26 protein-coding genes and 1 tRNA gene are annotated in these 26,998 nt (G+C 61.6%); all 27 read left to right on the top strand.

The genetic code is table 11. The annotated features are described in order from the left end of the window. Positions 1-53 precede the first annotated feature (53 nt). Positions 54-1,841: an AMP-binding protein gene (locus ACMRQN_RS04965; protein ID WP_418734058.1), complete on the top strand. Its 1,788-nt coding sequence runs from the start codon at positions 54-56 to the stop codon at positions 1,839-1,841. Between the two features lies 1 nt (position 1,842). Beyond that, a complete protein-coding gene (locus ACMRQN_RS04960; RefSeq protein ID WP_418734057.1) occupies positions 1,843-2,574 on the top strand; it encodes a ParA family protein in 732 nt (243 codons plus the stop codon). Between the two features lie 28 nt (positions 2,575-2,602). After that, complete coding sequence (locus tag ACMRQN_RS04955) at positions 2,603-2,809, top strand: 4Fe-4S binding protein (protein WP_276996584.1); 207 nt, start codon at positions 2,603-2,605, stop codon at positions 2,807-2,809. A gap of 3 nt (positions 2,810-2,812) precedes the next feature. After that, positions 2,813-3,880 carry a 3-methyl-2-oxobutanoate dehydrogenase subunit VorB gene (locus tag ACMRQN_RS04950; protein ID WP_418734056.1) on the top strand — a complete coding sequence of 356 codons (1,068 nt, stop codon included), beginning with the start codon at positions 2,813-2,815 and terminating at the stop codon, positions 3,878-3,880. Continuing rightward, positions 3,880-4,719 carry a thiamine pyrophosphate-dependent enzyme gene (locus tag ACMRQN_RS04945; RefSeq protein WP_418734055.1) on the top strand — a complete coding sequence of 280 codons (840 nt, stop codon included), beginning with the start codon at positions 3,880-3,882 and terminating at the stop codon, positions 4,717-4,719. The genes ACMRQN_RS04950 and ACMRQN_RS04945 overlap by 1 nt, the downstream gene beginning before the upstream one ends. Further along, the gene (locus ACMRQN_RS04940; RefSeq protein WP_418734054.1) at positions 4,719-5,267 is read left to right on the top strand and encodes a 2-oxoacid:acceptor oxidoreductase family protein; all 549 of its coding nucleotides are present in this window, start codon (positions 4,719-4,721) and stop codon (positions 5,265-5,267) included. The genes ACMRQN_RS04945 and ACMRQN_RS04940 overlap by 1 nt, the downstream gene beginning before the upstream one ends. Before the next feature lie 86 nt (positions 5,268-5,353). Further along, a complete protein-coding gene (locus ACMRQN_RS04935; protein ID WP_418734053.1) occupies positions 5,354-5,866 on the top strand; it encodes a hypothetical protein in 513 nt (170 codons plus the stop codon). Continuing rightward, positions 5,863-6,375 (top strand): hypothetical protein, encoded by a 513-nt coding sequence (locus tag ACMRQN_RS04930; RefSeq protein ID WP_418734052.1) that lies wholly within the window; start codon positions 5,863-5,865, stop codon positions 6,373-6,375. Before ACMRQN_RS04935 ends, ACMRQN_RS04930 begins: the two co-directional genes overlap by 4 nt. Before the next feature lie 14 nt (positions 6,376-6,389). After that, positions 6,390-6,486, top strand: a tRNA-Sec gene (locus ACMRQN_RS04925). Positions 6,487-6,566: 80 nt separating this feature from the next. After that, positions 6,567-7,385 (top strand): formate/nitrite transporter family protein, encoded by an 819-nt coding sequence (locus ACMRQN_RS04920; RefSeq protein WP_418734051.1) that lies wholly within the window; start codon positions 6,567-6,569, stop codon positions 7,383-7,385. Between the two features lie 57 nt (positions 7,386-7,442). Then, positions 7,443-8,258 carry a hypothetical protein gene (locus ACMRQN_RS04915; protein ID WP_418734050.1) on the top strand — a complete coding sequence of 272 codons (816 nt, stop codon included), beginning with the start codon at positions 7,443-7,445 and terminating at the stop codon, positions 8,256-8,258. Between the two features lie 157 nt (positions 8,259-8,415). Beyond that, a complete protein-coding gene (locus ACMRQN_RS04910; RefSeq protein ID WP_418734049.1) occupies positions 8,416-9,690 on the top strand; it encodes an ArsB/NhaD family transporter in 1,275 nt (424 codons plus the stop codon). A 164-nt stretch (positions 9,691-9,854) separates the two neighbouring features. Further along, a complete protein-coding gene (gene pyrR, locus ACMRQN_RS04905; RefSeq protein WP_418734048.1) occupies positions 9,855-10,463 on the top strand; it encodes a bifunctional pyr operon transcriptional regulator/uracil phosphoribosyltransferase PyrR in 609 nt (202 codons plus the stop codon). Positions 10,464-10,468: 5 nt separating this feature from the next. Beyond that, positions 10,469-11,413: an aspartate carbamoyltransferase catalytic subunit gene (locus tag ACMRQN_RS04900; protein ID WP_418734047.1), complete on the top strand. Its 945-nt coding sequence runs from the start codon at positions 10,469-10,471 to the stop codon at positions 11,411-11,413. Beyond that, positions 11,397-12,701 carry a dihydroorotase gene (locus tag ACMRQN_RS04895; protein WP_418734046.1) on the top strand — a complete coding sequence of 435 codons (1,305 nt, stop codon included), beginning with the start codon at positions 11,397-11,399 and terminating at the stop codon, positions 12,699-12,701. The genes ACMRQN_RS04900 and ACMRQN_RS04895 overlap by 17 nt, the downstream gene beginning before the upstream one ends. A 73-nt stretch (positions 12,702-12,774) precedes the next feature. Continuing rightward, complete coding sequence (carA, locus tag ACMRQN_RS04890) at positions 12,775-14,118, top strand: glutamine-hydrolyzing carbamoyl-phosphate synthase small subunit (RefSeq protein WP_418734045.1); 1,344 nt, start codon at positions 12,775-12,777, stop codon at positions 14,116-14,118. After that, positions 14,111-17,341, top strand: a complete 3,231-nt coding sequence (gene carB / locus ACMRQN_RS04885; RefSeq protein WP_418734044.1) for a carbamoyl-phosphate synthase large subunit — start codon at positions 14,111-14,113, stop codon at positions 17,339-17,341. Before carA ends, carB begins: the two co-directional genes overlap by 8 nt. Before the next feature lie 3 nt (positions 17,342-17,344). Beyond that, the gene (locus ACMRQN_RS04880; RefSeq protein WP_418734043.1) at positions 17,345-18,160 is read left to right on the top strand and encodes a dihydroorotate dehydrogenase electron transfer subunit; all 816 of its coding nucleotides are present in this window, start codon (positions 17,345-17,347) and stop codon (positions 18,158-18,160) included. Then, positions 18,160-19,095, top strand: coding sequence for a dihydroorotate dehydrogenase (locus ACMRQN_RS04875; protein WP_418734042.1), 936 nt, complete (start codon positions 18,160-18,162; stop codon positions 19,093-19,095). Before ACMRQN_RS04880 ends, ACMRQN_RS04875 begins: the two co-directional genes overlap by 1 nt. Then, the gene (gene pyrF, locus ACMRQN_RS04870) at positions 19,089-19,817 is read left to right on the top strand and encodes an orotidine-5'-phosphate decarboxylase (RefSeq protein WP_418734041.1); all 729 of its coding nucleotides are present in this window, start codon (positions 19,089-19,091) and stop codon (positions 19,815-19,817) included. Before ACMRQN_RS04875 ends, pyrF begins: the two co-directional genes overlap by 7 nt. 440 nt (positions 19,818-20,257) lie before the next feature. Next, positions 20,258-20,566: an integration host factor, actinobacterial type gene (mihF, locus tag ACMRQN_RS04865; RefSeq protein WP_418734040.1), complete on the top strand. Its 309-nt coding sequence runs from the start codon at positions 20,258-20,260 to the stop codon at positions 20,564-20,566. An 8-nt stretch (positions 20,567-20,574) separates the two neighbouring features. Next, complete coding sequence (gene gmk, locus ACMRQN_RS04860; RefSeq protein WP_418734093.1) at positions 20,575-21,138, top strand: guanylate kinase; 564 nt, start codon at positions 20,575-20,577, stop codon at positions 21,136-21,138. A 16-nt stretch (positions 21,139-21,154) separates the two neighbouring features. Beyond that, positions 21,155-21,415, top strand: a complete 261-nt coding sequence (locus ACMRQN_RS04855) for a DNA-directed RNA polymerase subunit omega (protein ID WP_276996613.1) — start codon at positions 21,155-21,157, stop codon at positions 21,413-21,415. Then, a complete protein-coding gene (thiI, locus tag ACMRQN_RS04850) occupies positions 21,415-22,659 on the top strand; it encodes a tRNA uracil 4-sulfurtransferase ThiI (RefSeq protein WP_418734039.1) in 1,245 nt (414 codons plus the stop codon). The genes ACMRQN_RS04855 and thiI overlap by 1 nt, the downstream gene beginning before the upstream one ends. Before the next feature lie 199 nt (positions 22,660-22,858). Beyond that, complete coding sequence (locus tag ACMRQN_RS04845) at positions 22,859-23,518, top strand: helix-hairpin-helix domain-containing protein (RefSeq protein WP_418734038.1); 660 nt, start codon at positions 22,859-22,861, stop codon at positions 23,516-23,518. 124 nt (positions 23,519-23,642) lie between these two features. Next, a complete protein-coding gene (locus ACMRQN_RS04840) occupies positions 23,643-25,925 on the top strand; it encodes a DNA internalization-related competence protein ComEC/Rec2 (RefSeq protein ID WP_418734037.1) in 2,283 nt (760 codons plus the stop codon). Positions 25,926-25,934: 9 nt separating this feature from the next. After that, positions 25,935-26,945 (top strand): DNA polymerase III subunit delta, encoded by a 1,011-nt coding sequence (gene holA, locus ACMRQN_RS04835; RefSeq protein WP_418734036.1) that lies wholly within the window; start codon positions 25,935-25,937, stop codon positions 26,943-26,945. The last annotated feature ends 53 nt before the right edge of the window (positions 26,946-26,998 follow it).

Here is a 26,998-nt window from a genome sequence, read left to right as displayed (position 1 = left end):
GAGACTTCAAGGGCGTTTAGCCCTGCTTGCACTGAAAGAGGTTCTTTTATCCCATGAGGAATATCAATCTGCGCTACGTTGACGAGACCTACGCTCCCGATGGACAGCTCGAAACGTTCAGCGTTCACTATCCCGACAATTTCAACTTCGGCTACGACGTCGTCGATGACATCGCGATGAACGACCCCGACCGCCGTGCGATGATTTGGTGCAACCCCGAGGGCGAGGAGCACATTTTCACGTTCGCCGATATGAAGCGCTGGTCCGACAAGACGGCAAACTTCCTGGTCGATCAGGGTATCAGGCGCGGTGATTACGTCCTTGTCGTCCTGCGCCGCCACTACCAGTTCTGGTTCGTCGCGACGGCGTTGGCCAAAATCGGCGCGGTCATGGTCCCCGCTACCTTCATGCTGAAGGAGCACGACTTGGAGTATCGTCTGAACGGTGCCTCCATCTCCTCCATCATCTGCACCTCGGTTGGGGAAATCTCCCAGATCGCGGACAACGTTATCGATGAATGCCCCACGGTCACCTCGCGCATTCTCGTGAACGGCGCGGGCGGTGGTCTGACCCGACGCGACGAGGATGGAAACCTCATCGCCGTTGCGGGCACGGTCGGTGCGGCGCTTTCCGGCGAGGAGGGCATCTGCGCAGTGCCCATCGAGCGCGAGGGTTGGGTCGACTTCAACAGCGGCGTCCGCGCGGCGAGCGAGGTCTTCGAGCGGCGTGACACCGTAGCCGCAGATCCCATGCTCATGTATTTCTCCTCCGGCACGTCCGGTAACCCAAAGATGGTGCTTCACAACTCCGGTTATGCCGTCGCGCACCTGATCACCGCCAAGCACTGGCACAACGTGCAGCCCGACGGCGTTCACTTCACCATCGCTGACACGGGCTGGGGCAAGGCCGTGTGGGGCAAGTACTACGGGCAGTGGCTTATGGAAGCATGCGTCCTCACGTACGATTTCGATCGCTTCAATGCGGGCGAGATTCTCTCGCTTATCTCGAAGTACCAAGTCACGACTTTGTGTTGCCCGCCGACAATGTACCGTCTCATGATGTCTGAGAACTTCGACGCCTATGATCTCTCGTCGCTTCAGTACTCGACGACTGCGGGCGAGGCGCTCAACCCCGACCTGTTCAACTTCTGGAAAGAGCACACGGGGCTTACGATCTACGAGGGCTTCGGTCAGACGGAGACGCCGCTTACCATCGCCAACCTCAAGCATTCGACGCCCCGTTCCGGCTCGATGGGCAAGCCCGTGCCGCTCTACAACGTCGAGATCCAGCGTGATGACGGCTCGCGCTGCAACACCGGCGAGACGGGCGAGATTTGCATCCGTATGGAACCGCGTCCTGCGGGCATCATGATGGAATACTACCGCGACCCCGAAAAGACGGCGAACGCGATTTACGACGGCTGGTACCACACGGGCGACACCGCATGGGTCGATGAGGATGGCTACTTCTGGTACGTCGGTCGAAACGACGACGTCATCAAGTCATCCGGCTACCGTATCGGGCCCTTTGAGATCGAAAGCGAGCTGCTCGAGCACGAGGCGGTGCGCGAGTGCGCTGTCACCGGCGTGCCCGACCCTGTTCGCGGCTTCGCCGTTAAGGCGACAGTCGTGCTCGCCGACGGCTTTAAGGGCTCCGACGATCTGACGCGCGAGCTGCAGGCATGGGTGAAGCACCGTACGGCGCCCTACAAGTACCCGCGCATCGTCGAGTACGTCGACGCGCTTCCGAAGACGGTGAACGGCAAGATCCGCCGCGTCGCCATCAGGCAGAAGGACGGCGCTGACTTGAAGTCGCCGAAGCTTCCCGAGGGCCTTATCTAGCATGGCGCAGGTTCGCGACTTCGACGTTTCGCAGCTATCCGGCGTGCTTATCGTATGCGGCCACTACGGTGTGGGGAAGACGGCGCTTTCGCTTTCGCTCGTAAAGGATGCCTCCCGTGCGGGAAAACACGTCACGCTCGTCGACCTCGATGTGGTGAATCCTTACTTCAGGTCGAGTGACCAGGCGCAATCGCTTCGGGCGGCGGGCATCTCGGTGATAACACCGGTCTATGCTGGCCCCGACTGCAACATCGACATGCCGGCGCTCACGGGTGCGGTCGCTCCTGCGATCGAACGCGCGAGCTCCGATGCAGGCGAGCTGTGCATCATCGATGTCGGCGGCGACGATGCGGGTGCGGCGGCGCTTGGGCGTTTCTCGCGCACGATCGCTTCGGCACCTTACGAGATGTGGTATGTCGTGAACCGCTACCGAGCGCTTACTCGCGATCCGCACGAAGCGTGCGAGGTGCTCTACGAAATCGAGCGCGCATCGCGCCTTCGCGCGACGACAATCGTCGCGAACTCCCATCTCATGGGCGACACCGACGAGGATGCGATTTCCCAGTCGCTGCCGTTTGCCCGCGAGGCGGCGTGTGCGGCGGGTCTGCCGCTTGCGACTGTCTGCGTTCCCGCATCTTGTGCGGACGCGGCGAGGGAGCGGCTTTCCCAAGAGGGCGCCGACGTGGCGCTCTATCAAATAGATCCCTATCGGCAAACGCCGTGGAGTAACTGATAGTCAAGAGGGCGGGGGTTAACGTCAAATGGCAAGAATCAGCGTGGACGAGGGCTTCTGCAAGGGCTGCGGCCTTTGCGTGGATGCATGCCCGACCCACATCATCGAACTCGATCAGGAGAGGATAACGGCCAAAGGCTATCATCCTGCGCACTGCATCGACCAGTCAAAATGTGTTGGGTGCTGCTCATGCGCGGTCATGTGCCCCGATGTCGCCATCTCGGTTTGGAGGTGAGTTATGGCTGAAAAGGTTCTTATGAAGGGAAACGAGGCGCTTGCGGAAAGCGCGCTGCGCGCCGGGTGCCGTTTCTTCTTCGGTTATCCCATCACGCCGCAGACCGAGCTTGCGGCCTACATGTCCAAGCGCATGCCGAAGATCGGCGGGACGTATCTGCAGGCTGAAAGCGAAATCGCGGCAATCAACATGGTGTACGGCGCCGCATCCGCCGGTGCTCGTGCGATGACGTCCTCGTCGAGCCCCGGAATCTCGCTTAAAGGCGAGGGCATCTCGTACATGGCCGGCTCGGATTTGCCGGGCGTCATCATCAACGTTCAGCGAGGGGGCCCGGGCCTCGGCGGCATCCAGCCTTCCCAGTCCGACTATTGGCAGGCCACACGCGCGACGGGGCATGGCGACTTCTTCATGCCCGTGCTTGCGCCCTCGACAGTGCAGGAGATGGCAGACTGCGTCTACCGCGCCTTCGATTTGGCCGACGAGTACCGCACGCCCGTCATGGTGCTTGCCGACGGCATGCTGGGGCAAATGATGGAGCCCGTCGTTTTGCCGGAGCCCAAAGAGAGCCTTCCCGAGAAGCCCTGGGCGACGACGGGGCATAAGGGCAAGCGCGCCCACAATATCGTGAACTCGCTCTACTTGACCGCCGACGCCCTCGAGAAGCTCAACATCGAGCGCTTTAAGCGCTACGAGGTCATCCGCGAGAACGAGCAGCGCTCGGAAGCTTTCATGCTCGACGATGCGGAAATCGTCGTCGTCGCGTTCGGCGCTTCGAGCCGTGTGGCGAGAAGTGCGGTCGTCGCTGCGCGCGAGGAGGGCATCAAAGTCGGTCTTCTTCGTCCGATCACGCTGTGGCCGTTCCCGACGAAGGCGATTGAGGAGACGCTCTCTCATGCGAAGGCGTTCCTGTCGGTTGAGATGAACATGGGACAGATGGTCGACGACGTGCGCCTCACGGTGAACGGGCGTGCGGCTGTTGACTTCTATGGCCGCACTGGCGGCGTCATCCCAACGCCCGAAGAGGTGCTTTCCGCTATTAAGGATTCTGCGAAGAGGGGAGGGGTTCTCTAATGGCGCAAGACGAGAAACTCGTGTTTTCCCGCCCGCATTCCCTGTTGCCGGTGGTGACCAACTATTGCCCGGGGTGCACGCACGGCATCGTCCATCGCCTCGTGTGCGAGGCCATGGACGAGCTCGATATCGAGGGTCAGTCCGTAGGCGTCGCGCCCGTCGGCTGCTCGGTCATGTCCTACGATTTCTTCGGTTGCGACATGATTGAAGCTGCCCACGGCCGCGCTCCCGCGGTGGCCACCGGTGTGAAGCGCGTTTTGCCCGATCACGTGGTGTTTGCGTACCAAGGCGACGGCGACCTCGCCTCGATCGGCATGGCTGAGACCGTCCATGCGGCGACGCGCGGCGAGCACATCACCGTCATCTTCATTAACAACGCGATCTACGGCATGACGGGCGGTCAGATGGCTCCTACGAGCCTTCCGAACCAGGTCACGCAGACGAGCCCCTATGGGCGCGACGTTTCGAAGGCGGGCTATCCCGTGCGCGTGTGCGAGCTTTTGAGCACGCTCGACGGCCCAGCGTACATCGAACGCGTTACCGTCGATTGCAAGAAAAACATCCGCAAGGCGAAAAACGCCATCAAGAAGGCGTTCCAGTACCAGATCGACGGCGTTGGCTATTCGTTCATCGAGGTCGTTTCCACCTGCCCCACGAACTGGGGATTGACGCCGCAAGAAGCCTTCGAGTGGATGCGCGAGAACATGCTGCCGTACTATCCGCTCGGCGTCTATCGCGACGTCGTCGCTGATGGTTATGCGAACGCGGCCGAGGCGGCGTCGGCTCGCTCGGCGGTATGCCCCATTGCTCATCCCGAGATGTCGGAAGGGGGCAACTAATGGCTGAGACGACGTATCCCGATCGCAAGATCGTGCTCGCTGGCTTCGGCGGGCAGGGCGTGCTCTTCGCCGGCAAGGTTATCGCCTATACCGGGCTTATCGGCGATCGCGAGGTTTCGTGGCTGCCTTCTTACGGCCCTGAGATGCGTGGTGGCACCGCGAACTGCAGCGTCAGCTTGGCGGCAGACCCCATCGGCAGCCCGCTCATCACGGCGCCCGATGTCCTTATTGCGATGAACCAACCCTCGCTCGATAAGTTTATCGATGCGGTCGTTCCCGGTGGTCTTATCATCGCCGACTCCACGCTCGTGCAGAGCATTCCCGAGCGCAGTGACGTGACGGTGAAGGCTGTTCCCGCCGCCGATATCGCCGAGAAGGCGGGGCTTAAGGGATTGGGTAACATCGTGCTTGTGGGCGCCCTCTTTGCGGCGGATCCGTTCTGCGATCCCGAAGTGCTCACGGCGGCGATCGAGAAGTGCGTTCCCGCGCGTAAAGCTGCGATGCTCGATAAGAACAAGCAGGCGCTCTCGCTCGGTATCGAGGCGTAAGGGCAGTGTGCGCGGCGAGGGGCGCTAAAGGGACGCCCTTCGCCGCAGCTTCTTACCCTCAAAGGCGCGCGGTCGACGACATCATCATGAACGACACGCTCTCTTCCGACGATGCGATGCCGATGTTCTATGTGGGCGAGAGCGACTATTATTTCACGGTGTCGAAGAGCCGTCCCGGCATCATGGCCGAGCTCGATGCCGCGATAACGCAGATCCTAACGCCGAATCCGCGCTACAACGATGAAATCAAGACGCGCTATTCCGTGATCAACGTCGGCAGTTCCTCGCTTACGGACAGGGAGCGCGACTGGCTTGTGTCCTGCGACAACACCGTGACCGTCGGCTATCTGGACAATCTGCGGCCCTATTCGCTTCGCGGCAAGGACAATCAGATGGAAGGTGCGCTTTCGGCCGTCGTGAGCGATATGCGCGAGCGGTTCGGCATCACGGTGAACGAGCGCGCTTATTCCTCGAACAGCGATTCGGAAGCGGCGCTCGGGCGCGGGGAAATTGATGTAGCCCTCCCGTTTGCCAAGGATTATTGGATCGCCGAGCAGGAAGGATATGCCCAAAGCGACTCCCTGGCCCCGTCATCGTGAACAAGAGCATCGCGAATTCCCAGGACAACATCACCGCCGGCACCTACACGGCGCAGTCCTACGGCGAAACCGAAACGACCCTTGTGCGGTTCGTCCGACTTTATCAAGGGGCATTCGTCGCCGGCGTGGACGTGGTGCTTGTCGGCATCATGGCGATTCTTGTGTGGTCGCTGCTTCGTGCGCGCAAAGCGCAGCAGGAAGCGCAGGCCGCGAGCAGTGCGAAAACCGCGTTCCTCTCGCGCATAAGCCACGACATCCGCACGCCGCTAATGCTTTGCCCGTTTTGCGTTCGCCTGCTGATGTTCGTGTTGTCCGCTTCGGCTTCTTGCGGAGCCTTTCGTAGGGACCTTGCCGATGTTCGTGCCGTTCGGCATTACGGAAGCATATCTTGTGTAGCTAAGGTGCCCCCGAAATTGCGCCCGCCGTGGTGTCATTGGCGGGATTTTTCGCCCTTTGCTCAACGGGTCGGGGGTTGCGCGCGGGCATGCGGTATGATTGTCGCGCTTTAGGAAGCTTTCTTCTTGGAGATGGATGGGTCCTGGTGGGCCCCGCGGCCTTCAAAGCCGTTGTGAGGCGCGCAGAACGTCTTGGGTGTGTTCGATTCGCACGCATCTCCGCCAATATTTCCATGAAACGACGCGATCGGCGCCGCAAGGTGCTTGCGTGCTTGTTGTCTTTTCCAGGAAATGGGGGGGGAATTATGGCAGATCAATCAATTTCCGTCGACGCGTTAAGCCCGGCTCAAACCGAGGCGAAGGCGGAGACTCTCGGCATCTCGAAGTGCTCGATGCCCGCTGGCCGCATGTTTGTCGCCGCGATGCTCGCAGGCGCCTTCATCGGCTTCGGCGCAATGTTCTTTTGCCTGTTCACAAGCGATTCATCGCTTCCTTTCGCCGTGCAACGCGCTGGCGGCGGCGCTTGCTTCTGCTTAGGCCTCGTGCTCGTGCTCTGCTGCGGCGCGGAGCTTTTCACCGGCAATTCGCTTATGGTGTGCTCGCTGTTCTCGAAAAAGATCGGCGCAGGCCAGCTCGCGCGCAACTGGGCGATCGTGTGGCTGGGAAACCTTGCCGGCTCGCTCGTCGTCGTGTTCCTCGTATACGCCTCGCAGATGGGCGCGATGAACGGGGGAGCGGTCGGGACGACCATGGTAAACGTTGCTTACTCGAAGGCCTCGCTTGCACCCGCCGCCATCTTCGCGAAGGGCATCCTCTGCAACGTGCTCGTGTGCCTGGCCGTGTGGATCGGCTTTTCCGCCCGCTCGGTGGTCGATAAGGTGCTCGGTATTTTTCTTCCTATCACTGCGTTTGTGGCCTGCGGGTTCGAGCACTGCGTGGCGAACATGTTCTTCCTTCCGAGCGGGCTTCTCATGAACATGCTCGGCGTCGGCAACCCAGGGGCGATCGCGCTCGAGGGGCTCGTCGCGAACATCGTCATCGCGACGCTCGGTAACGTCGTCGGCGGCGTGGCGGTCGGCACGGCGTATTGGTTCGCGTATCGAACTCGTGAGAATCGCGCGTAAACCCGCGTGCATACGCTACACTTACCTTTCAACAGTCAACGGGGAAGGGTGAGGTTCGTGCTTACGTATTTCAAACGCTATGAGATAGCGGCTTGCGCTATTGCCGTCGTCATTCCCCTCGCCGTGGTCTTCATCTGGTCGAACATCGAGGGGCGTGCGATGGGCTTCACTGCAGCGGGCGCGGGCGTATCTGTCGTGCTCTTGCTCGCCGGCCTGTTCATCTTCACGCGCGTGTTTGCTCGCGCAGCGCAGGCTAAGCTCGAAAAGCTCGTCTCCCTCTACAACGACGACTGCGATGCTATGGCCTTCCTCGAAGGTTCGTCGAAAATCGCGGAATCCGCCGAGCCGCCCTTGGGGGAGCTTCCCGCGTGGTTTTTGTCCTTCTACGCGTGCGCGCTCATCAACGTCGATCGCAAGAGCGACGCCGCGAAGTTCGGCCTCATGATTCAAGACAGCGTGAAGGACGCGCCCACCGATGAGGCGAAAATCGCGCTGTACGCCGATCTGGTTCCCCTGGTGAAGAGCCTCTTTGACAACAACCGGGTGATCGCGCTCATCGATGAGGCGCTCTCGCTGCCAAACTTGGGGGATGACGTTATCACGCGGCAGCGCTGTGCCTATCTTTCCTGGTCGCGTGAGGTCGCCCAGGCAGAACTTGATCACGACGAGTCGAAGCTCATCGGGCTGTACCGCTCCATCTGGGACAACCACGACCAGTGCACGCGCTTGCGCGTCGTGTATGCCGCCAAGGAGGGCGAGCTTCACGCTGCGGCGGGCAACCGCGATGCGGCAGCAGGCTGCATGCGCTTCGCCGCCGATAATGGCAAGGATCTCCCCGCAGCGCGCACAGCCCGCGCCTTCTTTGGAGAGTAAGGTGCAGTTGCATCGGCGCAGGCGACTTTAAAACGCCCCTCTCGGAAGTGGTGCCCCCGCTTACGGAATACCGCTGGGAACTGTTAGCACGTTCGAAACAATAAACTCCTATAATTCTGAACGTTTTTGCAATTCACGGTATGAGTGGGGTAGTGGTATGGACTTGATGCAGATTGTGGCCGTGGTGGTGTTCGTCGTCGCGATGGTCGCCATCATGTCGGAGAAGGTGCACCGCGCGCTCGTCGCCATCGTCGGCGCGATGATCCTGCTCATCGTCCACGTCGTCACCTTCGACCAGGCCATGAGCCACGTCGACTTCAACACGCTCGGCGTCCTTCTGGGCATGATGCTCTTCGTCGCCGTGGTTAAGCTATCGGGCATCTTCGAGTACCTCGCCATCAAGTGCGCGCGGCTCGCGAAGGGCAACCCCTGGCACGTCATGGTGCTCTTCGTCTGCCTGACCGCGGTGCTCTCGGCGCTGCTCGACAACGTGACGACGGTCCTGCTCATCGGCCCGATGACCATCACGGTGTGCCGCCTGCTCGACATCGACGCGGTGCCATTCTTCCTCGCCGAGATCATGGCCTCCAACATCGGCGGCACGGCGACCCTCATCGGCGACCCGCCCAACATCATGATCGGCTCGGCCGCGGGCTACTCCTTCGTCGACTTCGTCCTCTACGATACCCCGGCGGCGCTGCTCTCGCTCGCCGTGATGCTCGCGCTGTTCTACCTGCTCTTCGGCCGAAAGCTCCACGTCGACGATGCGCACAAGGACGCGCTCGCGGGCCTCGACGAGCGGGAGCAGATCAAGAACCCGATCCTCCTGCGCCAGAGCGTCGTCATGATCGTCCTCGTCGTCGTGGGCTTCATGGCCCACGGCTCGCTCGGCGTCGAGTCCTGCGTCGTCGCGCTCACGGCGGCGGGCGTCCTCATGCTGATCTCGGGCGAGCGCATCGAGGAGGCGCTCGCGCACGTCGAGTGGACCACGCTCGTCTTCTTCGCCGGTCTGTTCATCATCGTGGGCGCGCTCTCCGAGGTCGGCGTCATCGGCATGCTTGCGCAGGCTCTGATCGACGTCACGGGCGGTTCGACCTTTATCGCCATGCTCGTGCTGCTCTTCGCCTCGGCCGTCGTCTCGAGCTTCCTCGACAACATCCCGTTCGTCGCCACGATGATCCCGATCCTTCTGTCCATGGAGGCGACCGGCATGGACGTCGCGCCCCTGTGGTGGGCGGTGTCGCTCGGCGCATGCCTCGGCGGCAACGGCACCTTGATCGGCGCGTCGGCGAACGTCGTCATGTCCGACATCTCGCGCAAGAACGGCCATGTCATCACGTTCGCGCACTTCTTCAAAGTCGGCTTTCCCACGATGCTCGCGACCGTCGCCGTGTCAGCAATCTATCTAATCGTGCGTTTTCCGCCAATGTAGCATTTCGGGGTTTCGCGCGGCGCGAAGCTGGCCTATACTTGCGTGCAGTCCTTTAAAAGCGGTACAGAGAGACCGACAAGGAGCGCGAGCGGTTCACCCAGGTGAAATCGCACTATCGCAGAACCGAGCGGTCTGCCTGCATCCCTGATTGGAAGAGGGTGCGAATGACAGATTCTAGAACAGTGAAATCCGTCTGTATGGACGCAGACGAAATTGAGCGATCGCTCACGCGCATCGCGCACCAGATTCTCGAGGCCAACCACGGCGCCTCGAACATCGCCTTGGTGGGAATCCTCACCCGAGGCGATTTGCTCGCTCATCGTCTTGCGAGCAAGATCAAGCAGATCGAAGGCACCGACGTTCCGCTCGGCGCGCTCGACATCAGCTTTTATCGTGACGATTTCGCGACGCATCTTTCCCCCGAGGTCCACTCGACCGACATTCGCTTCGACATCGACGGGTTGACCGTCGTGCTCGTCGACGATGTCCTGTTCACCGGCCGCACCATCCGCGCGGCGCTCGACGCGCTAAGCGATTTCGGCCGCCCTTCCTGCGTGCAACTTGCGGTCCTCGTCGACCGCGGGCACCGCGAGCTTCCCATCCGCGCCGATTTCGTCGGCAAGAACGTCCCCTCCTCGTCGCACGAGAACGTTCGCCTCTTTCTGAAAGAGGTCGATGGCGTCTCCGCCGTCGAGGTCCTCGAAATGGCGCCGGGGGACCGTGCGGGATCCGCCCCGCTTGGCTTTGACCAGCCCCAGGAAAAGGAGGCATAGCAGCCATGGCCTTCAACCACAAGCACCTCATCAACATCTCGGAATACTCCGCGGAAGACATCACGCGGATCCTCGACACCGCCGCAAGCTTCCGCGCGGTGAACGAGCGGCGCATCAAGAAGGTGCCAACGCTCAAGGGTTTCACGGTCGTGAACATGTTCAACGAGCCTTCCACCCGCACACGCTCGTCGTTCGAGCTCGCCGAGAAGCGCCTGTCGTGCGATACGCTCAACTTCGGCGGGTCCTCCACCTCCACGGTGAAGGGCGAGAGCTTGCGCGACACCGTGCAGACGCTCTGCTCGTACAAAATCGACGCTATCGTTGTGCGCGACAAGCACGCAGGTGCTCCGCGCAAGGTTGCCGACGTCTCCGGCGTGTCCGTCATCTGCGCAGGTGACGGCAAGCATCAGCATCCAACCCAGGCGCTGCTCGACCTGTACACCATTCGCGAGCGCTTCGGGCACATCGAGGGCCTTCGCGTCGGCATCGTCGGCGACATCGGCCATTCGCGCGTCTGCGGCTCGCTCATCCCCGCGCTCAAGATCATGGGCGCCCACGTCACCGTCATCGCACCGCCGACGCTCATGCCGGCAGCTCCCGAAATCTTAGGGGCCGACGAAATCACGAGCGACCTCGACGCGGCGCTGCCCGAGCTCGACGTGGTCTACATGCTGCGCATCCAGCGCGAGCGCCTCGAGGGCGCGCCGTACCCGAGCCTTCGCGAGTATAACCTGCTCTTCGGCCTGACCGAGGAGCGCGAGAAGCTCATGCGGCCCGAAGCTATCGTTTGCCATCCAGGTCCTGTGAACCGCGGCGTCGAGCTCGATGACTACATGTGCGACAATCCGCAGCGCTCCGTCATCTTGGACCAGGTCTATTCCGGCGTGCTCGTCCGCATGGCCGTTCTCTATCTGCTGTTAGGAGGAACCGACAATGGCGTTGATGCTTAAGAACGCGCGGCTTCTCGACCCCCAGGTTGGGCTCGACGAGGTCGCCGACATCCTGATTCGCGATGGCCGCATCGTCGAGATTGGCCACGACCTTGAAATGCCTAAGGGCGTCGAACGCGACCTTACGGGAAAGATCATCGTCCCCGGTCTGGTCGACATGCACGTCCATTTGCGCGACCCCGGATTCGAGTACAAAGGCGACATCGAGTCGGAAACGAAGGCGGCTGCGCACGGCGGCTTCACCGCGGTGTGTGCGATGCCGAACACGAACCCCGTCTGCGACAACGCGACCATCGTGGAATACGTGCAGCGCAAGGCTTCCGAAGTCGGCTTCTGCCGCGTGCTTGTGTCGGGCGCACTCACGCAGGGGCTCAAAGGCGAGGTGCTCTCCGAGATGGGGGACATGGTCGCCCACGGCGCCGTCGCGTTCACCGATGATGGGCGCGGCGTGCAGGACTCGGGCATGATGCGCCGCACGATGGACTACGCCAAGCAGTTCGACCGCGTCGTCATGTGCCACTGCCAAGACGAGGGCCTCGTGGGCGCGGGTCAGGTGAACGAAGGGGAATGCTCCACGCGCCTTGGCCTTTTAGGTTGGCCTGCGGAAGGCGAGGAGCTCGAAATCATGCGCGACATCGCGCTTTGCCGCCTGACGGGCTGCCATTTCCACGCACAGCACGTTACGACCGCGCGCGGGCTCGAGCTCATCCGCGCTGCCAAGGCCGAGGGGCTGCCCGTCACCTGCGAGGTCACGCCGCACCATCTGCTTCTCGACGACTCGATGATCGGCGAGGATTACGATACGAACTACAAGGTGAACCCGCCGCTTCGCACGAAGGCCGACGTCGCCGCGCTCCGCGCCGGGCTTGACGACGGCACGGTCGACGCCATCGTCACCGACCACGCGCCGCATGCGACCTACGAGAAGGACCGCGAGTTCGAGCTTGCCCCCTTCGGCATGACCGGCATCGAGACCTCGCTCGGCCTTATGCTTACCCACCTGGTAGGCGAGGGCGTGATTAGCTTGAGCCGCCTCGTCGAGCTCATGGCCGTGAACCCTCGGGCAATCCTGCGCGACGAGCGCGTGGCCATCGAGCCGGGCTCCATCGCCGATCTGACGGTCATCGACCCCGACGCGGAGTGGACGGTTGCCAAAGACGACTTCTGCTCGAAGGCTCAGAACACGCCGTTTGTCGGGTGGGACCTTCGCGGGCGCGCGACCGACGTGTTCGTCGGCGGTTACGCGACGATGGAAGACGGCGTGGTTTGCTCCACGGTTAAAAAATAAGGCGCCTTTACGGCGATTTCGATACGATAGCGGATGACGCCCGCGATGGCGGGCTTGAACGGAAAGGAACGATGTGAGCGAGATTACGAAAAAGCTGCTCGAGAACACCTCGAAGCCGCTCGGTGCACCGGCGCTGCTCGTGCTCGAAGACGGCGCTGTGTTCAGCGGCACCTCTTGCGCGGCGCAGGGCGAAGTGTTCGGCGAAATCTGCTTCAACACCTCTCTGGAGGGCTACCTCGAGGTGATCACCGACCCGAGCTACGCGGGCCAGATCATCACGATGACCTATCCCCAGATCGGCAACTACGGCGTGAACCGCGAGGACTGCCAGTCCGAGAAGCCGGCGTTGCGCGGGCTCGTCGTGCGCGACATGTGCCAGGTACCCTCGAACTGGCGCAGCGAACTTTCGCTGCCCGACTTCCTGCGTGAGAACAATGTCGTCGCCATCGAGGGCGTCGACACGCGCGCGCTCGTTCGCCACGTGCGCGACAACGGTGCCCAGCGCGCGGTGCTCTCCACTCTCGACACCGACGCCGAGAGCCTCCTTGCGAAGGTGCGCGCAAGCGAGTCCATCGTCGGCGTGAACCTCGCCGAGACGGTCTCTCGCTCCGAGAAGGCGACCTTCGGCCTCGACGATCTGCCGAAAACCCAGGCGTTCGCGCTCTCCGCGCCCGCGCCTGCGAAGTACAAGGTCGTCGCCTACGATTGCGGCGCGAAGCTTTCCATCTTCCAGAACCTCGTGCGCGTGGGCTGCGAGCTTACCGCCGTTCCGTGGGACACTCCCGCCGAGGACGTCCTCGCGATGAACCCCGACGGCGTGTTCCTCTCCAACGGCCCTGGCGATCCTGATGCGGTTTCGGGTACGTATTCCCAGGTCGAGAAGCTGCTCGGCAAGGTTCCCGTCTTCGGCATTTGCCTTGGGCACCAGATGATGTCGAAGGCCGCGGGCGCTCAGATCGAGAAGCTCAAGTTCGGCCATCGCGGCGGCAACCATCCCGTCATGAACCTGCGCACCCATCGCGTCGAAATCACCGCGCAAAACCACGGGTTCGGCCTTCTGTTCTCGACGCTCGGCGAGCTTATCCCCGAGGAGTCGGCGGGCGAGACCGAACATCACGATGATTTGCGCTTCTGGGTCGAAAAATGCGTGGCACCCGTCGTGCGCAACGAGAAGTTCGGCCGCATCCAGCTCACGCATGTGAACTTGAACGACGGCACGGCCGAGGGCATCGCATTCCTCGACATTCCGGCCTTCTCGGTGCAGTACCACCCCGAGGCGTCGCCCGGACCGACCGACGCGCACTACCTGTTCACCGCCTTCTCGCGCCTCATGGATGGACGCGAGGATTATCTCGATATCGACATCGCCGCCGACCGTTTGGCCGGATGGAAGTTTGGGGGAGAAGTCAATGCCTAAGCGTACCGACATCAAGTCCATCCTGGTCATCGGATCGGGTCCGATCGTCATCGGCCAGGCATGCGAGTTCGACTACTCAGGTGCCCAGGCCTGCAAGGTCCTCAAGGCCGACGGCTACCGCGTCATCCTTGTCAACTCCAACCCGGCGACCATCATGACCGACCCGGGTCTGGCCGATCGCACCTACGTCGAGCCGATCACGCCCGAGTTCGTCGAGAAGGTCATCGAGGAGGAACGCCCCGACGCGCTTCTCCCGACGCTCGGCGGCCAGACCGGCCTGAACACCGCCGTTGCCCTCGCGAAATCCGGCGTCCTTGACAAGTACGGTGTCGAAATGGTCGGCTGCGACCTTTCCGCCATCGAGCGCGGCGAGGACCGCAAGCTCTTCAACGAGTGCATGGAGGAGCTCGGCATCGAGGTCGCGCGCAGCGGCTATGCCTACTCCATGGAAGACGCCGAATCGATCGTCGCGAAGCTGGGCTTTCCCGTGGTGTGCCGCCCGTCGTTCACGCTCGGCGGTGCCGGCGGCGGCATCGCGCACGACATGGACGAGCTTCATCTCATCGTGAGCCAGGGACTTGAGCTCTCGCCCGCAGGCGAGGTACTCGTCGAGGAATCCATCGAGGGCTGGAAAGAGTACGAGATGGAGGTCATGCGCGACCGCGTCGGCAACGGCATCATCGTGTGCTCCATCGAGAACTTCGACGCGATGGGCGTTCACACCGGCGACTCGATCACCGTCGCCCCTGCGCAAACTCTCTCCGACGTTGAATACCAGCGCATGCGCACTGCCTCGCTTGCCATCCTCGAGAAGATCGGCGTCGAAACCGGCGGCTCGAACGTGCAGTTCGCCGTCAACCCGAAGACGGGCCGCATGATCGTCATCGAGATGAACCCTCGCGTGTCGCGCTCCTCCGCGCTCGCTTCCAAGGCGACGGGTTTCCCGATCGCTAAGGCCGCGGCGAAGCTTGCGGTGGGCTACACGCTCGACGAGATCGTGAACGACATCACGAAGGCGACGCCCGCATGCTTCGAGCCTTCCATCGACTACTGCGTTGTCAAGGTGCCGCGCTTCGCGTTCGAGAAGTTCCAGGGCACCGATGACACGCTCACGACCCGCATGAAGGCGGTCGGCGAGATCATGTCCATCGGCCGCACCTTCGAGGAATCGCTCGGGAAAGCGCTTCGCTCCCTTGAAAACGGCCGCGCTGGCCTCGGCGCCGACGGCAAGGGTGCGGAGAGCACCATGCAGGGCGCGGAATTCGACGACATGGTGTGCCGCCCGACCGCGAACCGCATCTTCTTCATCGGCGAGGCGATGCGCCGCGGCATGAGCGTGGAAGAGCTTCACGAAAAGACAGGCATCGACCCATGGTTCTTGGCCCGCATGGCCGACATGGTCGCCGTCGAGCAGGCGCTTTCGGGACACGCGCTTGAGGAACTCGACGAGGAGGACATGCGCTGCGCTAAGCGCTTCGGCCTCTCCGACGTGCAGATTGCTCATCTGACCGGCTCAGATGAGCTTTCCGTGCGCGCCCACCGCAAGGCGCTCGGCGTCGTCCCCGCGTTCAAGACGGTCGACACCTGCGCGGCTGAAACGCCGAGCAAGACGGCCTACCATTACAAGACCTACGACGCCTGCGAGAGCGAGGTCGCTCCCAAGACCAAGAAGCGCGCGATGATCCTCGGCGCAGGCCCGAACCGCATCGGGCAGGGCATCGAGTTCGACTACTGCTGCGTGCATGCGAGCTACGCGCTTGCCGACGCCGGCTTCGAGACCATCATGGTCAACTGCAACCCTGAGACGGTCTCGACCGACTACGATACCTCAGACAAGCTCTATTTCGAGCCGCTGACCTTCGAAGATGTGATGGACATCGTCGATGTGGAAGACCCTGACGGCGTTGTCGTGACGCTCGGCGGCCAGACGCCGCTCAAGCTCGCGCGCGCCCTGCAGGAAGCGGGCGTCCCCATCATGGGCACGAGCCCCGAGGCGATCGACCTCGCCGAAGACCGCGACCGCTTCTCGCAGGTGCTCGACGAGCTCAAAATCATCTACCCCGCAGCGGGCGAGGCGTCGACTCTCGAAGAGGCGCACCAGGTCGCCGAGCATATCAGCTTCCCGCTGCTCGTCCGTCCGAGCTACGTGCTCGGCGGCCGCGGCATGGCCATCGTCTACGACAACGACCAGCTCGACAAGTACATGGCCGAGGCCGCGAAGATCTCGCCCGACCATCCGGTCTACCTCGACCGCTTCCTCGAATCGGCCATCGAGGTCGACGTCGACGCGCTCTGCGACGGCAAGGACGTGTTCGTGGGCGGCATCTTGGAGCACATCGAGATGGCGGGCATCCACTCGGGCGACTCCGCCTGCTGCACGCCGCCGTTCTCCCTGTCGCTCAGCCTTCAGGGGCAGCTGCGCGACATCGCTCGCCGCCTTGCGCTGCGTCTGGGCGTCGTGGGTCTGCTCAATATCCAGTTCGCCATTAAAGACCAGGTCATCTATGTAATTGAGGCAAACCCGCGCGCGAGCCGCACCGTGCCGTTCGTCTCTAAGTCCACAGGTGTCCCCTTAGCGAAGATCGCCGCCCGCATCATGGCGGGGGAGAAGCTCGCCGATCTGCATCTTCCTGCCGACGACCGCAATTTCGACTACTTCTGCGTGAAGGAAGCCGTCATGCCGTTCGGCCGCTTCCCCGGCTCCGACGTCGTGCTCGGCCCCGAGATGAAATCGACCGGCGAGGTCATGGGCATCGCGGGCAACTTCCCCGCAGCATTCACTAAGACCCAGCTCGCGATCGACTACGAGCCGCCGCGGGGTGGGGAAGTGTTCATCTCGGTGAACGATGGCGACAAGCGCAACATCACGGCGATCGCCCGCTCCATCGCGCGCCTCGGGTTCTCGCTCGTCGCAACGACGGGCACCGCTCGCGCTCTTCGCGCCTCGGGCATCGAATGCGAGGAGGTTGGCAAGATCCACGCTGGCTCGCACACGATTCTCGACCGCATCGCATCGGGTGAGATCGTGCTCATGATCAACACGCCGTTCGGCAGCTCCACCAACACCGACGGCTACGAGATGCGCGCGGCATGCGTGCGCCACGGCGTGAGCTACTGCACCACGCTCGCGGGCGCGCAGGCGCTTATCGCGGGTATGGAGGCGGTTCGCGAGACGGGGCTCGACGTCATCGCGCTGCAAGACCTGCCGCAGTGGGAAGGCTAAAACATGGTAGACATCATAGCGCCCGTGCTCGATAACCACCAGGTGGGCCCCAGGCTTTACCTGATGACGCTGAGCGCGTCCGAAATCGCTTCGAGCATCAAGCCCGGTCAGTTCGTCCATATGCAGATTCCGGGAATGGAGGGCCATATCCTGCGCCGTCCGTTCTCGGTCTATGCAGCGAACGCGAGCGAGGGAACGATTGAGATCCTCTACCAGGTGGTGGGCTTCGGCTCCGAGCGCATGACGAAGCTTGCGCCCGGTGACGAGGTCGCGCCCAAGCTTATCGGGCCCGTCGGTCGCGGCTGGGTCGCACCCGAGAAGTGCGAACGCGCGCTTCTGGTGGGCGGCGGAGTCGGGGCGGCTCCCTTGTACCTGCTCTTCGAGCAGCTGGTTGCTGCAGGCGTTGACGTCACCGTGGTGCTCGGCGCCCAGACCGAGGCGGCGCTTGTATGCCGTGAGCGTTACGCGCGCGTGCTTTCCACTTCCGGCTGCTGCGCTGAGAACGCGCCTCTGTGCGCCACCGATGACGGCACTTTTGGCCGTGCGGGCTTTTGCACCTCGCTTGTCGATGATGCGGTAAGCGAGGCGAACGCGAGTGGAAAACCCTTCGATTACCTGGCTGTTTGCGGACCTGAGCCGCTCATGAAGATCGTTTCCGGCCAGGCGGCGGATGCGAACATCCCTTGCCAGGTCTCGATGGAGAAGCGCATGGCGTGCGGCGTCGGAGCCTGCCTTTCGTGCGTCGTGGAAACCGTCAACGGCAAGAAGCGTTCCTGCGTAGACGGCCCCGTATTCGATGCGCAGGAGGTGGCGTGGTAATGGTAGCGAGAACCCCACGTGAGACGAACGTGAACCTGTCGGTCAACCTCGGCGGCCTCGCGATGAAGAACCCGGTCACCACGGCGTCGGGTACTTTCGCCGCAGGAATGGAGTACTCCGACTTTGTCGACGTGTCCGCTCTGGGCGCCGTCACGACGAAGGGCGTCTCTCTCAATGGCTGGGAGGGCAACGCGAGTCCGCGCATTGCCGAGGTCCCTTCGGGCATGCTGAACTCGATTGGCTTGCAGAACCCTGGCGTCGCCCACTTGAAGAGCGAGGAGCTTCCCTGGCTGCGCGAGCAGGGAGCCACGACCATCGTGAATGTCTCCGGCCACAGCTTCGACGAATACGTGCAGGTCATCGAAGCGCTTGAAGATGCGCCCGTCGATGCCTACGAGGTGAACATCTCGTGCCCGAACGTCGACGCCGGCGGCATGACGCTTGGCACCCACGTCCCGAGCGTCGAGAAGGTGGTCTCGCTTTGCCGCGAGGCGACGTCGCGCCCGCTTATCGTGAAGCTCACCCCCAACGTGACCGACATCACCGAGATCGCCCGCGCGGCCGAGGCTTCGGGCGCCGATGCAATCTCGCTCATCAACACGCTGCTCGGCATGGCGATCGACGCGAAGCGCCGCCGCCCAGTGCTTGCGCGCGTCGTTGGCGGGTTCTCGGGCCCCGCCGTAAAGCCTGTTGCGTTGCGCATGGTGTGGCAGTGTTCGAAGGCGGTTTCCGTTCCCATCCTCGGCATGGGCGGCGTCACGACCGGCACCGACGCGGTTGAGTTCATGCTTGCGGGCGCTACCGCGGTCGCCGTCGGCACGGCGAACTTCATGAACCCTCAAGCAACCGTCGACGTGATCGATGGCATCATCGACTACTGCGAGAAGCAAGGCGTAAACGATGTGAACGACCTGATAGGAGCACTTGAATGCTAGAGGATTTCCATACCGAGCCCGCTCGCGACCGCGTCATCGTCGCGCTCGACTGCGATGCGGCGACTGCGCTTTGCCTTGCGGTGCAGCTGCGCGGCCACGCAAAGTGGCTCAAAGTCGGCATGACGCTCTACTATGCCGAGGGACCTAAGATTGTGCAGACCTTCAAGCAGCTCGGCTTCAATGTCTTTCTCGACCTGAAGTTCCACGACATCCCGCATCAGGCGGAAGGCGCTGCGGCATCTGCTGTGCTTTCGGGAGCCGACATGCTCACCATGCACGCCGTGGGAGGCGCCGCTATGATGGCTGCCGGGCATCGCGGTGCCGAGGCCGCTGCGTTTGAACGCAAGGTTCCGGTGCCGGCGACGCTCGCGATCACGGTTCTCACCAGCATGGATACGGAATCGCTTGCAGCCACGGGCGTTTCGAGGGCGCTTCCCGAGCAGGTGAGCGCGCTCGCCGTGCAAGCTCGCGAGGCGGGGCTTTCGGGTATCGTATGCTCGCCGCAAGAGGCCAAGGGCATGCGCGAGCTGCTTGGGCCCGAGGCGCTCATCGTGACCCCGGGCGTTCGTCCCGCAGGAAGCGCGAAGGGGGACCAGAGCCGCGTGGCCACGCCCGCGCAGGCGTTCGAGAACGGCGCGTCCCATATCGTTGTCGGGCGGCCCATCACGCAGGCCGAAGACCCGGTCGCCGCATTCGAGGCAATCGCCGCAGAGCTGGCCTAACGCTAACAAGCCGTGGGGCAAGCGAAGTCGCCTTGCCCTCGCAATCCGAGGGGTGCGCGGAATTCCGTGCACCCCTCGGTGTCTGATGGGACAGCTCGCATCCTGGCGCAGGTTAGCATCGGGGGTTCGCCATTTGTGAATGCTTTGTGCTCAGATGCACTGTGATGCGTCCAGATTTGGCCTTGCTGCTTATTTTTCCGTTGATGAGCAGTGATTTCTTTGAAAAACACTTGACCATTCGGCGGAAATCCACGACGATAATCAAACGTTGACCGCGCCGTGGGCAAGCCGATTGAAGATTAAGTTTGCGGAGGGTCGCGGAACAATAATGCCCGTCCACTATTGTTTTCCTTGAATGGTCAACTGGGCATTTACAATTATTGTTGATAACGGCAATCGACGGTAGGCGTCGTGCCGAGAAACAAAAGGAGAGATTCACGATGGCAATTCCTCAACTCAGCCCCGAAGAGCGTCAGGCAGCTCTCGAGAAGGCCAAGGCCGCCCGCATCAAGCGCGCTGAGGTTCGCGACGATCTCAAGAGCGGCAAGCTCACGCTCGAGAAGGTTCTCGACATGAAGGAAGACCCGATCATCGGCCGCATGAAGGTTTCCACCCTCATCGAGACCCTCCCCGGTTACGGCAAGGCCAAGGCCGAGAAGATCATGAAGGAACTCCAGATCGCTGAGAGCCGCCGCCTTCGTGGTCTTGGCGACCGTCAGCGTGCCGCACTGCTGGAGCGTCTCGGCTAATCGTGCCCATGCGCCGCGGTAATCTCTTTGTGATTTCAGGGCCATCAGGTGCCGGCAAGGGCACCCTGGTGGCCCGTTTGTTGCGCGAAGTTCCCGATTGCTGGGTTTCGGTTTCCGCAACGACGCGCTCTCCGCGCGAAGGCGAGCAGGAGGCTGTCCAGTACTTCTTCAAGAGCGATGAGGAATTTGATGCTCTTGTAAAGGAAGACGGGCTTTTGGAATGGGCCACGTACGCGGACCATCGCTACGGCACGCCGAAGAGCGCCGTACTGGGGCATATCGCCCAAGGTGAGCAGGTCGTTCTCGAAATCGACGTGCAAGGAGCTTTCCAAGTGAAGGCCAAGCTTCCCGAAGCGCACCTGGTCTTCATCGAGCCGCCGTCGCTTACCGTGCTTGAAGAACGCTTACGCGGTCGAGGCACGGAGACCGACGAGGTGATAGCCTCCCGCATGGAAGCAGCACAAGCAGAGCTTGCGCGCAAGATGGAGTATGACATTCGGATCGTGAACGACAACCTTGAGACCGCTACCAGGCAGTTAGTCGATTACGTGAACGAAAAAGCTGAAGAATAACGAGGTAACATCAAAGATGAGTATCATCGAACCGAGAATCAACGATTTGCTGGAAGAAACCGATCAGGACCGCTTCCTTTTGTGCGCCCTCGCGTCCAAGCGCGCGCACGACATCAACGACATGATGCGCGGCCAGCGCGATCGCGCAATCCAGCTGCAAACCGCCGTCGAGATTGCTCGCGCTGCGGACAAGAAGCCGCTCACGATCGCCTTCAATGAAATCGCAGCTGGCGACGTTTCCTATGATCCTGACAGCATCGACATCAAGAACCATTAATGGCTGAGTATCAACGAATCTGTCTGGTTCACTACCACGAGATCGGCCTTAAGGGCCACAATCGATCAAAATTCGAGATGCGCCTTCTGAAGAATCTGGAGGCGCATCTTTGCGCGTACCCTGTTGTGACGATTCACCGCATCTCGGGGCGTCTTTGCGTGTTCTTGAAGGAAGGAACCTCGCACGACACCATGGTCGAATGTGCCGATGCTATCCGCTCGATTCCCGGCACCGCGCGTGTCTCATGCGGGTTCAAGTGCGAGCGCGACCTCGACCAGATGACCGAGGCGGGCATCCTCGCGATGGGCGAGTCGGGGGCGTTTGCGAGCTTCAAGGTACACGCGCGCCGCAACCACACCGATTTCCCCGTGAACTCGATGGAGATCAACCAGATTGTCGGCGGGCGTTTGAGTGAGGCGTATCCCCAGGTAAAAGTCCAGATGAAGGACCCCGACCTTACGATGGGGATCGAAGTTGTGCAAAACGCGGCGTATGTCTACGCGCGCAGCATCCCCGGTATCGGGGGCCTTCCCGTTGGAAGCTCGGGCACGGTGGTAAGCCTGCTTTCCTCGGGTATCGACTCGCCGGTGGCGCTCTGGCGCATTGCGCGCCGTGGTGCTGTCTGCATCGGCGTGCATTTCTCGGGCAGGCCGCAGACGTCCGATGCCTCCGAATTCTTGGTCGACGACATCGCGCATGTGCTCGAGAAGACGGGCTGTATCGCGCGCGTCTACGTTGTCCCCTTCGGCGACTACCAGCGCGAGATTGCCCTTTCGGCACCCCCTGAGCTGCGCGTTATCCTGTACCGCCGCCTTATGTTTCGCGTCGCTGAGCGTATCGCTTACTACGAGCACGCGAAGGCCATCGTCACGGGGGAGAGTCTCGGGCAGGTCGCTTCGCAGACGCTCGACAACATCCGGGCGACGAACGACGCTGTCTCGCTTCCGGTGTTCCGCCCGCTCATCGGCTCCGACAAGCTCGAAATCATCGCGCAATCGCAGCAGTTGGGGACGTTCCCCATCTCGTCACAGGACGCGCCGGATTGCTGCACGCTCTTCATGCCGCGCAACCCCGAGACGCACGCGAACCTGACGGCCGTGCGCGAGGCTGAGGCCGCTTTTCCCATCGATCAGTGGGTGGAAGAGCTCGCCTTCGCTGCCGAGCCGCACGATTACGCCTGTCCCGCCTATAAGCCGCGCAAGAAATCTTTGCACGACCTTATGGCGGAGAACGACGGAGACTAACTGTGAACCCTGCCAGGTTTCTGCAAGGAATCTGACAGGGTTTTGTGTATTCTGAACGAGAAACGACAGAGTATTTGCGTCTTTACCGTTGCATTCCTGCCTCAAATGCGCGGATAAGGCGACGCGATTCGGGAAGCATTGGGTCAGCTAATCGCCAGGCTTCGTCGTTATACTCCCTTACTTAATCGAAAGGGGAGTGATGAAGCGTCGCGACAAAATACCGTTTTCCGTATCGAACAAGCGCAAGCCGAAACTCGCAGTCGTCATCGGGATTGTTTCGGTCGCGGTGGCGATACTCTGCATCGCAGGCTTGCAGATTGCCCATGCCCTGCTGCCTGGAACCGAGTTTTCAATCTCAAAAGCGCAGACGAGCACTTCGGAGCCTATCGAAGACACGTCCTTAGATACGCCTATTGTCGAGAAGACGATATTCGTACACGTTGAAGGAGCGGTTGCCGCCCCAGGGTTGTTCGAGCTTTCCGAGGGTTCGCGGGTGTACGACGCTATCCAAGCGGCTGGGGGATTTACTGAAGACGCGAGGCATGACGCGGTGAACCTTGCGCGCGTCTTGACCGACGGCGAGCAGATCATCGCTCCCACCACGCAAACCGATGGCGGCTCGGATACTACGCCTGCAACCGCAGCTTCACCTGGCACGGCGACGGGGAAGGTTAACATCAATACTGCCGATGCGGCAACACTTGACACGTTGCCTGGCATCGGAGCATCCACCGCCGCAAAGATCGTCGCTGACCGCGAGGCGAACGGCCCATTCAAAACTATCGAGGACCTAAAGCGCGTCTCGGGAATTGGTGATAAGAAATTTTCCCAGCTCGAGGGGTGCATCACCGTTGGATAACGAGAGGTGGCAATCTTTTAAGGAAGCGACACACCGTCTCACGATGAAGGTGAGCGTTCTCGGCCAGCATTCGAGCGACACCCTTGATGAGTCATGCCCTCAAGGCTCCGCAAAGCGTCCCTCGATGTCACCGCTTACGATCCTTGCGCTCGCATTGTGGGGTGCCTGTGCGGGAAGCTATACCCTGGGTTTTCGATGCGCGTGGGAGTTCTTAGTTCCCGTCATCGTCGTTGCATGCGTCTTCTTTGCTCTTGCGATATTCGCGTTTATGCGAGGTGCACCGTCGACGCTCGCTGTTCTCGTTCTGGGGCTCGTTATCGGATGCGCGCTTGGCTTCTCCGCTACGCTTTCCTATGAAGCAAAGGCTAACCAGGCTATAGCTTCTCCAGTTCAGAAATGGGTCTTCACCGCCGAAGAAGACGCGAGGCAAGGCGATTTCAATGTCACGGTGCGCGCAGTGGCCATATCCCAATCGAGCGGGGAAGAGCATACAGTAAACGTCACCCTGCCAAAAGGGGAAGGTGGCATTTTCTACGGCGACTCGTTCAGCGCGACGTGTGCTCTTTCCCAGCCGAGGGAGGCCTCTGCCGAGCGGTTTTATCTCCAAGGTGTTGATGCCGTGTCGTCGCCTGGAACGATCGAGCGGCTGGACGATTCGCGCTCCGTCGGGGGCATTCTCGCAAACGTGCGGAAATCGGCGATTGCGCTGTTCGATGGACAGGAGAACCCTGGTGCGCTCTGCCAGGCGCTCGTCTGCGGATATCGGGAGCAGCTGCGAGAGAGCGATCTGTACGCAGCATGCAAGACCGTGGGTGTGGCCCATCTCGTCGCAGTTTCCGGGGCCCACCTCTCCATCACGTGCGGGATGATCGCATCCGTGCTTCAGGTCGTTCGAACGCCGAGAAGGTTCTCCCTTGCGATACAGCTTGCTGTGCTTTCGATTTATCTGGTACTGACGGGGATGCCCATATCCGCACTCCGAGCTGCGGCGATGGCTGTCGTCGGCATGACGTCGTTCCTCGCACGCCGACGTCGGGCGACGCTCTCAGCGCTTGGCGCGTGCATTGTCGTGATCATTGCCATCTCCCCGCAATCGAGTGTGTCGATATCGTTTTTCCTCTCAGCGATGTCGACGCTAGGGATCATCGCGCTCATGCCGCTCATCTCATCATGGCTGTCAGCCGTCCCCATCGTGCGGCGGATAGCCGAGCCCTTAGCGCTCACGTTGGCCGCCATGGTGGCAACGACACCATTTTCCGCGGCGCTCTTCTCGCAGTTGCCGCTCGTTTCCCCTGTTGCGAACCTTGTCGTCGCACCGCTCTTCACGCTTGCGCTCACCGTGAGCCTTGCAGGTTCCGTTGCCTCCTTAGCAGCTCCCGTCGTTGTGCCGCTCGCGCTACCCTTCGCGAACGGAGCCGCTTTCTTGCTTGCTCAAGCGATAACGATCTTCGCGGAGATTCCCTTTGCTTGCGTGCCGGTATCGCTTTCCGTGTCGTGGGGGCTTGCGCTCTCGATCGCGGGGCCGCTTCTGCTCTGGATCTTATGGCCCCAGCTCACAGGCGAAACGATCTTTGCGATGGGATCAGCGGCCTGCGCGTGCGCCATTGCCCTCGCTGTTATTGTGCCGTTTTTCAGGCCAAGCGAGATCGTCATGCTCGATGTCGCTCAAGGGGATGCGTTCCTCGTGAGGAGTAAAGGGTCGGCGGTTCTCATCGATACGGGAAACCACGACACGCTCCTCAAGGAGGCGCTTGCCAGGCAAGGCACATTCCACCTCGACGCGGTGCTTATCACTCACGCAGATGACGACCACTGCGGGTCGCTGCAGGCGCTTGACGGTGTCGTGGCAATCGATAGCGTGCTCGTGGCGCACGATGCCGTCACGTGCGACTGCGAGTCGTGCGAAAGCCTCATCAAGAGTGCGTCGTCGGTCGTGGGATCCACCAACGTCGAACCTCTTGCTGTTGGGGATACGATTGCCTGCGGGGATTTTTCCCTGAAGGTGATCTGGCCACACGGGTTTTCCGACGAGGGCGGCAATGCCGATAGCCTTTGCCTGCTTGCCTCTCTTGCGACGAGTGGGGGCACGTGGACGGCATTGTTCTGCGGCGACGCTGAATCCGATCAACTGAAAGAGATGATCGATGAGGGGGCGCTAGGAGATATCGATATCTACAAAGTCGGCCATCATGGCTCGAAGGCGGCACTCACCGAGAGCGTCGTTGAGACGATTCGCCCCGAGATTTCGCTCGTTAGCGTAGGGTCAGGCAATCGATACGGCCACCCTGCTGCGCAGACGCTTTCGCTTCTCGACAACGTTGGGTCGCACGTCTTTCGCACTGACGAGATGGGAGACGTTTCATGCGAATTCTCAAACGATGGCATCCGCGTTACAGCCCTGGGATAGAATGGCTGCATGACACACACAGCTAAGCAAAAACCACTCATTCCCGCCTACCTGATCGTGGGGGAGGACGCGCTCAAGCGCTCGACCGTGCTGAGGAGGCTCCGCGAGCGCCTCGCGCAATACGGGGATCTCTCTTTCAACTCCGACACCTTCGACGGTGAGACGGCGCTGGGGGCCGATATCGTATCGGCTTGCAACACCATGCCCTTCGCAAGCGAGAAGCGGCTGGTCTACGTACGTGATGCCGACAAACTGAAGAAGGCCGATTCGGAGGAGCTCGTCGCCTACCTCGATTCCCCGAGCGATCAGACGGTGCTCGCGCTTGAGGCGGAGAAGCTCGCGAAGAACACGCGTCTGTACAAGGCTGTCGCCGCCGTGGGGAAGAGCGCTGTCATCGAGTGCATCCCACTGAAGAAGAAAGAGCTGCCCCACACCGTTCGTTCGATGGCCGTCTCGCACGGGACGACGTTCACCGAAGGGGCCGCAAATGCCCTCGTCGAGCTCGTGGGCGAGAACACGGTGCATCTCGACAGCGAAATCGCGAAGATTGCGCTCGCGCATCGGGGGAACGACCCTGTTTCCGAGCATGAGGTGCGCTCGCTTGTAAGCCGCACAACCGAGGCAACTCCTTGGGAATTCGTCGATGCCTTTGCCGCGCGCGACCTTAAGAAGTGCCTCATCTATCGCGCGAAGATGGAGTCGACCTCGCCCCATGCGCTCATTGCGATGTGCACTACCCGGCTGCGCGAGATCATGTGCGCGAAGGTCCTGGCAGAGCGGGGCAACCCCAATGCGCTTGCATCAGCGCTGACCGAGTATGCGAAAATTGCGAACCCCAAGGCCCGCCCCAAACAGGCATGGCAGGTGAAAGGGCATAGCACCCTCGCGCGGCGCTTCTCGCGAGAGGAGCTTCGCCGCGCGATCATCACCGCTCGCGATGCCGAGCGCGCCATGAAAAGCGGCGCTGATCCCGAAGCGGCATTCATGGACTGGGTCACCTCCGTCTGCACGGGAAGATAGCCCCGCCATCCACGATCGAGGCAAACCACTCGATCCCTATCCCGCATTGGTGT

Origin of the sequence: Ellagibacter sp., from assembly GCF_048412355.1 — a bacterium.
Lineage (GTDB): Bacteria > Actinomycetota > Coriobacteriia > Coriobacteriales > Eggerthellaceae > Ellagibacter.
Note: the sequence above shows the minus strand (reverse complement) of the source record. Positions and strands in the feature narration are given on the sequence as shown.

Bases quoted from the DNA above. Each gene is read 5' to 3' on its own strand.
- ACMRQN_RS04965 (WP_418734058.1), top strand. From the start codon at position 54: ATGAGGAATATCAATCTGCGCTACGTTGACGAGACCTACGCTCCCGAT.
- ACMRQN_RS04960 (WP_418734057.1), top strand. From the start codon at position 1,843: ATGGCGCAGGTTCGCGACTTCGACGTTTCGCAGCTATCCGGCGTGCTT.
- ACMRQN_RS04955 (WP_276996584.1), top strand. From the start codon at position 2,603: ATGGCAAGAATCAGCGTGGACGAGGGCTTCTGCAAGGGCTGCGGCCTT.
- ACMRQN_RS04950 (WP_418734056.1), top strand. From the start codon at position 2,813: ATGGCTGAAAAGGTTCTTATGAAGGGAAACGAGGCGCTTGCGGAAAGC.
- ACMRQN_RS04945 (WP_418734055.1), top strand. From the start codon at position 3,880: ATGGCGCAAGACGAGAAACTCGTGTTTTCCCGCCCGCATTCCCTGTTG.
- ACMRQN_RS04940 (WP_418734054.1), top strand. From the start codon at position 4,719: ATGGCTGAGACGACGTATCCCGATCGCAAGATCGTGCTCGCTGGCTTC.
- ACMRQN_RS04935 (WP_418734053.1), top strand. From the start codon at position 5,354: ATGAACGACACGCTCTCTTCCGACGATGCGATGCCGATGTTCTATGTG.
- ACMRQN_RS04920 (WP_418734051.1), top strand. From the start codon at position 6,567: ATGGCAGATCAATCAATTTCCGTCGACGCGTTAAGCCCGGCTCAAACC.
- ACMRQN_RS04910 (WP_418734049.1), top strand. From the start codon at position 8,416: ATGGACTTGATGCAGATTGTGGCCGTGGTGGTGTTCGTCGTCGCGATG.
- pyrR (WP_418734048.1), top strand. From the start codon at position 9,855: ATGACAGATTCTAGAACAGTGAAATCCGTCTGTATGGACGCAGACGAA.
- ACMRQN_RS04900 (WP_418734047.1), top strand. From the start codon at position 10,469: ATGGCCTTCAACCACAAGCACCTCATCAACATCTCGGAATACTCCGCG.
- ACMRQN_RS04895 (WP_418734046.1), top strand. From the start codon at position 11,397: ATGGCGTTGATGCTTAAGAACGCGCGGCTTCTCGACCCCCAGGTTGGG.
- carB (WP_418734044.1), top strand. From the start codon at position 14,111: ATGCCTAAGCGTACCGACATCAAGTCCATCCTGGTCATCGGATCGGGT.
- ACMRQN_RS04880 (WP_418734043.1), top strand. From the start codon at position 17,345: ATGGTAGACATCATAGCGCCCGTGCTCGATAACCACCAGGTGGGCCCC.
- ACMRQN_RS04875 (WP_418734042.1), top strand. From the start codon at position 18,160: ATGGTAGCGAGAACCCCACGTGAGACGAACGTGAACCTGTCGGTCAAC.
- pyrF (WP_418734041.1), top strand. From the start codon at position 19,089: ATGCTAGAGGATTTCCATACCGAGCCCGCTCGCGACCGCGTCATCGTC.
- mihF (WP_418734040.1), top strand. From the start codon at position 20,258: ATGGCAATTCCTCAACTCAGCCCCGAAGAGCGTCAGGCAGCTCTCGAG.
- gmk (WP_418734093.1), top strand. From the start codon at position 20,575: ATGCGCCGCGGTAATCTCTTTGTGATTTCAGGGCCATCAGGTGCCGGC.
- ACMRQN_RS04855 (WP_276996613.1), top strand. From the start codon at position 21,155: ATGAGTATCATCGAACCGAGAATCAACGATTTGCTGGAAGAAACCGAT.
- thiI (WP_418734039.1), top strand. From the start codon at position 21,415: ATGGCTGAGTATCAACGAATCTGTCTGGTTCACTACCACGAGATCGGC.
- ACMRQN_RS04845 (WP_418734038.1), top strand. From the start codon at position 22,859: ATGAAGCGTCGCGACAAAATACCGTTTTCCGTATCGAACAAGCGCAAG.
- ACMRQN_RS04840 (WP_418734037.1), top strand. From the start codon at position 23,643: ATGTCACCGCTTACGATCCTTGCGCTCGCATTGTGGGGTGCCTGTGCG.
- holA (WP_418734036.1), top strand. From the start codon at position 25,935: ATGACACACACAGCTAAGCAAAAACCACTCATTCCCGCCTACCTGATC.